General features: G+C 61.0%; 9 protein-coding genes and 1 pseudogene. 3 read left to right on the forward strand and 7 right to left on the reverse strand.

Annotated elements, in window-relative coordinates:
• The 6 genes from KBT70_RS18200 to KBT70_RS18225 all read right to left on the reverse strand — a co-directional run.
• Positions 1-811, reverse strand: an 811-nt coding sequence (locus KBT70_RS18200) for an aldehyde dehydrogenase family protein (RefSeq protein ID WP_296637542.1), incomplete at its 3' end; no start/stop codon positions are given.
• Between the two features lie 73 nt (positions 812-884).
• Positions 885-2,240: a glutamine synthetase family protein gene (locus tag KBT70_RS18205; protein ID WP_296637522.1), complete on the reverse strand. Its 1,356-nt coding sequence runs from the start codon at positions 2,238-2,240 to the stop codon at positions 885-887.
• A 119-nt stretch (positions 2,241-2,359) separates the two neighbouring features.
• Positions 2,360-3,397, reverse strand: a complete 1,038-nt coding sequence (locus tag KBT70_RS18210; RefSeq protein ID WP_296637524.1) for a TRAP transporter substrate-binding protein — start codon at positions 3,395-3,397, stop codon at positions 2,360-2,362.
• Positions 3,398-3,463: 66 nt separating this feature from the next.
• On the reverse strand, positions 3,464-4,786 hold the full coding sequence (locus KBT70_RS18215) for a TRAP transporter large permease subunit (protein ID WP_296637527.1): 1,323 nt from the start codon (positions 4,784-4,786) through the stop codon (positions 3,464-3,466).
• A complete protein-coding gene (locus tag KBT70_RS18220) occupies positions 4,776-5,384 on the reverse strand; it encodes a TRAP transporter small permease subunit (protein ID WP_296637529.1) in 609 nt (202 codons plus the stop codon). Before KBT70_RS18220 ends, KBT70_RS18215 begins: the two co-directional genes overlap by 11 nt.
• Positions 5,377-6,168, reverse strand: a complete 792-nt coding sequence (locus KBT70_RS18225; protein ID WP_296637532.1) for an N-formylglutamate amidohydrolase — start codon at positions 6,166-6,168, stop codon at positions 5,377-5,379. Before KBT70_RS18225 ends, KBT70_RS18220 begins: the two co-directional genes overlap by 8 nt.
• A 128-nt stretch (positions 6,169-6,296) precedes the next feature.
• Here KBT70_RS18225 and KBT70_RS18230 point away from each other — a divergent pair, with 128 nt between their 5' ends.
• Positions 6,297-7,163 carry a MurR/RpiR family transcriptional regulator gene (locus tag KBT70_RS18230; RefSeq protein WP_296637534.1) on the forward strand — a complete coding sequence of 289 codons (867 nt, stop codon included), beginning with the start codon at positions 6,297-6,299 and terminating at the stop codon, positions 7,161-7,163.
• Here the strand turns inward: KBT70_RS18230 and bhcR are convergent.
• The gene (gene bhcR, locus KBT70_RS18235; RefSeq protein ID WP_296637537.1) at positions 7,135-7,977 is read right to left on the reverse strand and encodes an HTH-type transcriptional regulator BhcR; all 843 of its coding nucleotides are present in this window, start codon (positions 7,975-7,977) and stop codon (positions 7,135-7,137) included. The two genes, KBT70_RS18230 and bhcR, sit on opposite strands and share 29 nt — an antisense overlap.
• A gap of 214 nt (positions 7,978-8,191) precedes the next feature.
• Between bhcR and bhcA the strand changes: the two genes are divergently transcribed.
• Both bhcA and KBT70_RS18245 read left to right on the forward strand, forming a co-directional pair.
• Positions 8,192-9,385 carry an L-aspartate--glyoxylate aminotransferase BhcA gene (gene bhcA / locus KBT70_RS18240; RefSeq protein WP_296637540.1) on the forward strand — a complete coding sequence of 398 codons (1,194 nt, stop codon included), beginning with the start codon at positions 8,192-8,194 and terminating at the stop codon, positions 9,383-9,385.
• A 12-nt stretch (positions 9,386-9,397) separates the two neighbouring features.
• Positions 9,398-9,513, forward strand: a pseudogene (locus tag KBT70_RS18245) (threonine/serine dehydratase); the annotation flags it as partial.

Raw genomic sequence — 9,513 nt, forward strand, 5'->3', positions numbered from 1 at the left:
AGATCCGCTCGATTCCGCAGCAGCATTGGCCAGAGTTGAACATCGCCCCGTCGATCAGTGTCTCGACCGCCGCGTCCAGATCGGCATCCTCCATCACATAGCCGGGGTCTTTGCCACCGAGTTCAAGTCCAAGCCCGGTAAAGGTGCCCGCGGCCGCACGCTCCATCGCGCGCCCGCCGCCGACAGAGCCGGTGAAGTTGATGAAATTGAAAGCCCCCCCCGAGATCAGAGAGGAGGTCGTGTCGTGATCCAGAAACACGTTCTGAAAGACATCCTCGGGCACGCCCGCCGCATGAAAGGCCCGCGCCATGCGCTCGCCCACCAGTAGCGTTTGCGTGGCGTGTTTCAAAAGCACCGCATTGCCCGCGATGAGCGCAGGCGCCACGGTGTTGATCGCCGTCATGTAGGGATAGTTCCATGGCGCCACGACGAAAACCACGCCATGCGGCACGCGCCGGATATAGCGCAGGAAGGTCGCATCCTCGCCCACATGAAGATCCGCCAGCGCGCCTTCGGCAATCGCGGCCATGTGGGTGGCGCGTTCGTTAAAGCCGCGGAACTCGCCGCCATAGCGCACGGGACGGCCCATCATATGCGCAAGCTCCGGCACGATCTCGTCATTCATCGCCCCCACGGCGGCGACACCGGCCATCACCAGTCGGGTGCGCTCCTGCAGGGGCCGCGCCGCCCAGGCCACCTGCGCTGCACGTGCGCGGCTTGCCGCTGCTTGCGCTGCCTCCAGCGACAGCACCGGCCGCTCGGCATAGACCGACCCGTCGATGGGAGAGATACATTTCAATGTCTGCATGATCGCATCCTTGATCACGGGCATGACGCCCGTCCTTTCATCGTTCCACAAATACTCAAATCCGACCGCGCGGCGCTCAGGCCCGCTCGAAACCGCGCGCCACCTCGTAATCCGTGACCACGCGGTCGAAATCCTCGATCTCGACCTCGGCAGCGCGGGCGTAATGGTCAATCACTCCATCGCCAAACGTGTCGCGCAGGAATTGCGACTGCTTGAGCGTGAGGTGGGCATCGCGCAGGGTCTGCGGGATGCGACCGGTCTTGCCGCCATAGGCATCCCCAGTTGCGGGCGGGGCCAATTCCAGCTTGTCCTCGATCCCCTTGATCCCCGCCGCCAGCATCGCCGCCATGGCGAGATAGGGGTTGAGATCCGATCCCCCGACGCGACATTCCACGCGCACCGCCTTGGACCCTTCGCCGCAAAGGCGGAAACCGGCGGTGCGATTGTCCACTGACCACAGGATGCGCGTGGGCGCGAATGTGCCCTTCTGGAACCGCTTGTAGCTGTTGATATAGGGGGCGAGGAAATAGGTGTAATCGGGCGCGTATTTCAGCAATCCCGCCATGTAATGCTTCATCAGTTGTGACATCCCGAGACTGTCCTCGGGGTCAAAGAACGCCGGTTTACCATCCTGCCAGAGAGATTGATGCACATGGCTGGACGAGCCCACGCGCCGGTGGTCCCATTTCGGCAAGAAGCTGGCCGCGTGCCCCTGTTGCCACGCAATCTCCTTGATCGCGTGCTTGGCGATGGTGTGGTAATCGGCAGTATCGAGCGCCGGGGCGTATTTGATGTTGAGTTCCTCCTGCCCGGCCTCGGCTTCGCCCTTGGTGTTCTCGATGGGCAGACCGGCGGCATAGAGGTGATTGCGGATCGGCCGCATCACGTGCTCTTCCTTGGTGGTCTGGAAGATGTTGTAATCCTCATTATAGCCCGACAGCGGGGTCAGCGCGCGATAGCCGGATTTGCGGATTTCGTCATAGCTTTTCTCGAACAGAAAGAACTCGAGCTCGGTCGCCATCATCGCGTCAAAGCCCATGGCATCGAGCCGCGCCAACTGCCCCTTGAGCATGGCACGGGGGCTGTGGGGCACTGGTGCGTGGGTGTGGTGATCCAGCACATCGCAGAGTACCATCACCGTGCCTTCGAGCCAGGGCATCGGGCGCAGCGTGCTCAGGTCCGGCTTCATCACATAGTCGCCATAGCCGCGCTCCCAGCTTGTGGCGGCAAAGCCCTCGGGCGTGGTCATTTCCAGATCGGTGGCCAGCAAGTAATTGCAGCAATGGGTTTCTTCCCAAGCACTGGCAAGGAAATGCGCGGCGTGAAATCGCTTGCCCATGAGCCGCCCCTGCATGTCCACGAGACAAACGAGCACGGTATCGACCGTGCCGGCGGCAACCTTTGATTTCAGATCTTCGAGACTGAGGGCCATGGCGGCGTCCTTGTTTTTCTTGCGGTATCGCGTCGGTATGACTTCGGTATTCGGCGGGTGTCTTTACGTCGCCCGGCCCCGCGTCTGAACGGGGCCGGGCGGGGTGTGTCGCAGGGCGATCAGCCGTTGGTATAGGGCGGTCCGGCCTTGTTGATCACCTCGTTATACTCGCGGAAGATGCCGACGATCTTGGCCTCGATCTCGCCTTCTGCGGCGATTTCGGTCCAGAAATCCTTGGCGGCATTCTCGACCTCGGCCCATTCGTCGGCAGGCACCGTGCGCAGTTCCAGCTTGTCGCCGCGCGCACGCAGGCGCGCCTCGCCGCCCCAATACCACTGGTTGCGATAGGTGTGGCTGGCGTCAGTCGCGGCCATTACCACCTGCTTGAGATGATCCGGCAGATCAGCCCATTGCTTTTGGTTCACGAACCACGACCCGATCCAGGCCCCCGAGATGTTGTTGGTCAGGAAATAGTCGGTCACATTGGCCCAGCCCACCGTGTAATCCTCGGTGATCCCCGACCAAGCCATGCCGTCAAGCTCGCCGGTCTGCACCGCCACCTCGGCGTCTGCATAGGGGATATTAACCGGCACCACGCCGAATTTGGCCAGAAACCGCCCGGCCGTCGGGAAGGTATAGAGCTTGAGCCCGTCAAGATCGGCGACAGACTTGATCTCTTTCTTGGTGTTGAAGTTGCAGGGGTCCTGGCCTGCAGAGGAAATCCATTGCACGCCGACCTTGGCGTATTCGTCGCGCCAGATATCGGCGAGGCCGTATTGGTTAAAGAGCACCGGCACATCGAGAATATGCTTGGTGGCAAAGGGGAAGTAGCCGCCGAACTGCCGCAGCGGTGTGGGTGAGGCCATCGAATCATCGTCCGAGTGAACGGCGTCGATGGTGCCGCGCTGAAGCGCCTGAAACAGCTCTCCGGTGGGGACGATCTGATCGGCATAAAACAGCTCGATCTCCATTTCGCCATTGGCCGCAGCGTTGACGTAATCGACCATCGGCTTGGTCACATGCTCGCCCAAGGCGCCGCCGGCATAGGTCTGCATCCGCCACTTGATCGGGGTTTGAGCCTTGACGATGGCGGGGCTGGCCAGCGTCGCCGCAACACCCACCCCGGCGGTGGAGAGAAACTTTCTTCTGGTGGTCATGTCTTGATACTCCTGTTGGTTGCTCTGTTAAGTTTGCTCCGTTGGCGGAGTTCTCGGGTTATTCCTTTATCCATAGACAAGCTGCGGCAGCCACAGCGCGATCTGCGGAAAGATTATCACCAGCGCCAGTGCCAGCATCATCACAAGCACGAAGGGCAGGATCGAGCGATAGATGTCACGAATCGTGATCTCGGGCGGGGCCATGGCCCGCATCAGAAACAGGTTATAGCCAAAGGGCGGCGTCATATAGGCGATCTGCGTGGTGATCGTATAAAGCACGCCATACCATATGAGATCAAAGCCGAGCGCGCCCACCAGCGGCACATAGAGCGGGGCCACGATCACCAGCATGGCCGTATCGTCGAGAAACGTGCCCATGATGATGAAGCTGAGCTGCATCAGGATGAGGATCACCCAAGGATCAAGGCCCAGCTTTTGCGTGAACAGGCTCTCGATGGCCTTGACCGCGCCCAGACCGTCGAACACCGCGCCAAAGGCGAGGGCCGCAAGAATGATCCACATGAACATGCAGGAAATGCCAAGCGTCATGCGCACCGAGGTTTCGAACACGGTCTTTGTCATCCGCCCCTTGAGCACGGCGGCCATAAAGGCCGTCATCGCGCCGATGGCAGAGCTTTCGACAAGGCTTGTCCAGCCGTTGACGAAAGGCACCATCATCGCCGCAAAGATGAAGAGTGGCAGAAGCCCCGCGCGCAGGAGCCGCAGCTTGTCGCGCAACGGCATGGTGCGCTCTTCGGGTGGTAGGACCGGGCCAAGATGCGGCTGCAAGCGGCAGCGCACGTAGATGTAAATGACAAAGAGCCCGGCCATCAGCAGCCCCGGCATGATCCCTGCGAGCCAAAGCTGCCCCACGGGCTGTCGTGCGATCATCGCATAGAGCACCAGCACCACCGAGGGCGGCACGAGGATGCCAAGGCTCGATCCCGCCTGAATGACGCCAGTCACCATGATCTTGTCATAGCCGCGCCGCAGCAGCTCCGGCAGGGCAATCGTGGCCCCAATGGCCATGCCGGCCACGCTGAGGCCGTTCATCGCCGACACCAGCACCATGAGGCCGATTGTGCCAATGGCCAACCCGCCGCGCACCGGGCCCATCCAGACGTGGAACATCTTGTAAAGGTCGTCGGCGATGCGGCTCTCGCTCATTACGTAGCCCATGAAGATGAACATCGGCAGGGTCAGCAGCGGATACCAATTCATCAGCTTGATCGCCGAGGCAAATGCGATGTCGAACCCGCCCCGGTCGCCCCAGAGCAGCAGCGCCGCGAGCACCGCGACAAAGCCGATGGCGCCAAAGACGCGCTGCCCGGTAAAGAGCATCACCATCATGGTCGCGAACATGAAGAGCGCGATCATTTCATAGGGCACTTGGCACCTCCTCGCCGCGCAGCCGCAGGATATCGCGGCACAGTTCCGCCACTGTCTGCAAGAGCATCAGGAACACGCCGAAGACGAGGATCGTCTTGATCGGCCAAATCACCGGTCGCCAGACGGTCGAGCTGCGCTCGAGCACGCCCATCTTGGCCCCCGCAGCCTCGGTGCCTTCGGTCACGAGCGTTCGCAGGAGATCCCCGAAAAACGCCATAGGCTCGGTCCCGAAGTAGCCCAGGGAATAAGCGGTCGAGCTGATCCCGCCATAGAGCAGGACGCCAAGATAGAAGAGCAGAAAGAACACCGTGATCACGTCGACCATGGCGCGCGTGCGGTTCGACCAGTCGCCGTAAAACAGGTCCATCCGCACATTCGATCCCATTTGGATCGAATAGGGCCCGCCCAGAACGTAATAGGCGACCATGACGAATTGCGCTGTTTCCAGCGTCCAGAGCGCGGGGGTGAAGAATGTCTTGGAGACCGAGGACCACAAGAGTACCCCGACCAGCGCGAAAATCAGATACATCGCGATCCGCCCGATAAAGCGGTTCATCGCGTCTATGGTGCGGATATAGGCGCGCATGGCTCTAAGCATGTGCGCCCCCTTGTGTTGTCTCGCCCAAAACGGCGAGCGCCGGGCGCAGTAGGGTCAGCACTTCGTCTGCCATGCGCGCCTCTGACGCGGCATCACGCAAGAGGTCATTGCGGATCTCGATCATCACATTGGGTAGGTCATGCGCCAGCCCGTGCAGTTTCAACGAATGGGTGACGCCATCCTCGGGGCCGTAAGGATCGTTGCGCCGGATCACCCGATGGGGCAGGCGGTGCGCCTCGCTCAGCATTGCATCGGCGAGCCGTGTGTCACTGTCATGCAGGATGCCGATTTCACAGTCGCGCGCTGTGCCGAACCAGACCGGGGTAAAGCTGTGGATGGTGATCAGCGCGGTTGCCAGCCCCGCCGCCTTGCGCGCGGCGATCACTTGGCCGACGGTGTTGCAAAACGGCGTATAGACCTGCGCCACCCGTGCGGCGCGCTCTGCCGCAGTCAGGGTGCGATTGCCGGGCACATCGATCACTTCAGAGCGTTCCGGCATGGCGCTTGCTGCCTCGGGCGGGCGGTTGCAGTCATAGACAAGGCGCGACACCTTGGCCGCCACCATCGGCGCATTCAGCGCCTTGGCCAAGGCTAGCGCCACCGCCCGCGCACCGGGGTCCCATGCGGCATGGCTTTGCTGCGCCTCGGCACTCATCCCAAGGCCCTGATACTGCGCGGGAATGAAATTCGACGCATGTTCGCACAGGATCAGCGCCGGGCCTTTGGCCTGCGCGCCGATCACTTCGACCACGTCAGAATCATCCCTGTTCAGATCGCTTGCCATGCGCCCCCCTGCGGCATTTGTAAAAATGTTTCCACATAGAAATTTTTGTGTCAATATATTTCCAGCGGGCATCACCGGAATGCGATCCGGCCTGCCTGTTTCGACAGCACCCGTTCAGGAGCCGCGATGTGACCAAGCCTCCGCCAACCGTGCGCGACCAGATCCGCGCGCATTACAGCGCCCTCACCCAATCAGAGCGCAAGTTCGCGCAGGCGCTCTTGGACAGTTATCCGGCGGCGGGTCTGGCCTCGATTACGATCGTCGCGGCGAATGCGGGTGTCTCCACACCGACGATCGCGCGCATGGTCCAGAAACTTGGCTACAAGGGCTATCCGCAATTCCATCAGGCGCTGCTGAAAGAGTTGGAGGCCAAGGTCTCCGGCCCGACGCAGCGCCGCGCCAATTGGGCGTCCGAGGCCCCCGCCACCCATTCGCTCAACCGCTTTGCGCAGGCGGTGACACAGAACATCGAACAGACCTTTGCCAATATCGACAGCGACCAGTTTGACGCGGCCGCGCGCCTCTTGGCCGATACCGATGGGCGGCTCTATCTCGTGGGCGGGCGCATCACGCGGGCACTGGCCGATTATGCCTTTACCCATTTTCAGGCGGTGCGGGGGCGGGTCACGCATATGACCTCGTCCTCGGCCACATGGCCGCATTATGTGCTCGACATGGTCGAGGGCGATACGCTCTTGATGTTCGACATCCGCCGCTATGAAACCAGCCTGATGCGGCTGGCGGAAATTGCCACGGCCCGCGGCGTGCGCGTGGTGCTGATTACCGACCAGTGGATGAGCCCGATTTCGGACCTTGCCACCCATACCTTCAATTGCTGGGTCGAAATCCCCTCGGCGTGGGATTCCAACATCTCGACCATGATGCTGCTTGAGGCGCTGATTGCGGCGGTCCAAGAGGAACGCTGGCCTGCCACCCGCGAGCGCTATGAACAGTTGGACGAGTTGTTCAACGCGACCCGGTTGTTTCAGAAATAGCCACGTCCTTGCCTGCAATGAGATGGGTGATCTGTGCCGCCGCCTGTGCCACGGCTGCGCCAAACTCGGAAATTTGCGCATCGCGAAACCGGCTGCTGGGACCAGAGATCGACACACCGGCGCAAGGCTCGCCGCGGTCGTTGAAGATCGCAGCCCCGATGCAAGACATGCCGTCATACCGCTCGTTCCGGTCAAAGGACCAGCCACGCGTGCGCGTTTCCGCCAGATCGTCAAAGAGCGCGCGGGGCGTGATCAGGGTTTCTTCGGTAAACCCCTTGAGCCCAGCCCCCTTGAGCAGCGCCATCAGCCGATCCTCGGGCAGCGCCGCCAGAATCGCCTTGCCGGTGCCAGAGGCGTGCATCGGCGTGCGTGATCCGGGCGGAAAGAACGCGCGGATCGGGTTCTGTGTCTCGACCTGCCCGATAAAGACCACTTCGGCCCCGTCCGGCACCGCGAGATTCGCGGTCTCGCCGGTCTGCTCCATCAACCGGCGCATCACCGGGCGGCCGGCATCGGCCAGATTGGTGCGTTTGAGATAGGCCACCCCGGTGCGATAGGCCTCGATCCCGATGGTCCAATCCTGCCGCTCTTCGTCGAATCGCACGAAATCGCGTTTCTGCAAGGTGGTCAGAATGCGGTGCGTCGTGGCGGTGGGAATCCCAAGGCTGAGAGACAGATCGGTCAGGTTCACCCCCTCTTGCCGCGCCACGGCAGTCAGCACCGACAGCGCGCGATCCAGCGCCTGCATGGTGCCTGCGCTGCTGTCAGCGAATTGCGATTTCGGGCGGCCGCGCGCGCGCTTGGTCTGGATCATAGTGGCGATTCCCTTGCTGGCTCTGTCGGTAGGCGATTGTATGCAGAATAAAAAATATTTTCACGTCATTCTTTAAAATGGATTTGGAAAAATGAAAATCAAATAAAAACATGTGCTTGCTTATTTAATTAATAAAATGAAAATGCCTTTCAAGAAAATTGCAAAGAAGGGCTCTGTGCCGCATATTACCACTATCTCAGAGGAGGATGGCACAATGTCAGATCAGAACCCGGTTTTCATCCCCGGCCCCACGAATATTCCCGACCGGCTCCGTCGTGCCATGCAGGTGCAGACGCAGGATCACCGCTCGCCCGCTTTCGTCAACACGCTTGCCCCGGTGCTCAAGGGCTGCAAGACGGTCTTTGGCACCGCCAAGGGTGAGATCATCACCTTTCCCGCGTCCGGCACAGGTGGCTGGGAGGCGGCGATCACCAACACGCTCAGCCCCGGCGACAAGGTTTTGGTGGCGCGTTACGGCATGTTCAGCCATCGCTGGATCGACATGTGTCAGCGGCATGGGCTGGATGTTCAGATCATCGAATGCCCTTGGGGCAGCGGCGCACCCGCCGACCGTTTCCAAGAGGCGCTGACCGCCGACAAGGACCACAGCATCAAGGCTGTTCTCGTCACCCACAACGAGACCGCGACCGGCGTCGTGTCCAACATTGCCGCCGTTCGGGCAGCGATGAAGGCTGCCAAGCATCCGGCTCTGTTGATGGTCGATTGCGTCAGCTCCTTGGGCTCGATGCCCTTCGAGATGGACACCTGGGGCGTTGATATCGCTGTCTCCGGCTCGCAAAAGGGGTTCATGCTCAACACCGGCATGGCCATCCTCGCCGTCAGCCCCAAGGCGCTGGCGATGATGGAAACCGCGAAATTGCCGCGCACCTTCTTTGATTTCCGTGATATGATGGGCGCAAATGCACGGGGCGGCTTCCCTTATACCCCGCCGCTTCAACTGATCTACGGCATGGCCGAGAGCCTGAACATGCTGTTCGAGGAAGGGTTGGACAATGTCTATGCCCGCCATACCCGGATTGCAGAGGGCGTGCGCCGCGCGGTTGCGGCTTGGGGCTTGAAACTGGTGGCGCAGTCGCCAGATCTTTATTCGGACACCGTCAGCGCGGTTCTCGTGCCGGAAGGCTTTGACAGCAACCGCCTGACAGAGCGTGTCTTTGGCACCTACGGCATGAGCTTTGGTGTCGGCTTGGGCGAAATGAATGGCCGCGCCTTCCGCATCGGCCATCTCGGGAGCCTGACCGAGTCGATGATGCTCTCGGGTCTGGCGACGCTCGAAATGGCGATGGTGGATTTGAATTACCCGGTTAAAATGGGGTCTGGCGTGATCGCGGCACAGGAATACTATCGCTCGACCGCCAAGCCCGTTTTGGCCGAAAAAGCCGCGTGAAAGGAAGACCAAATGCTGGATCAACGTAGTCCGAGCGACCTGACGATCGACGATGTGCGCGCCGCGCACGAGCGGATCAAACCCTATATCCACCGCACCCCGGTGCTGACCTCCTCCTATCTGAATGA

Origin of the sequence: Roseovarius sp., from assembly GCF_018066915.1 — a bacterium.
Taxonomy (GTDB): Bacteria; Pseudomonadota; Alphaproteobacteria; order Rhodobacterales; family Rhodobacteraceae; genus Roseovarius.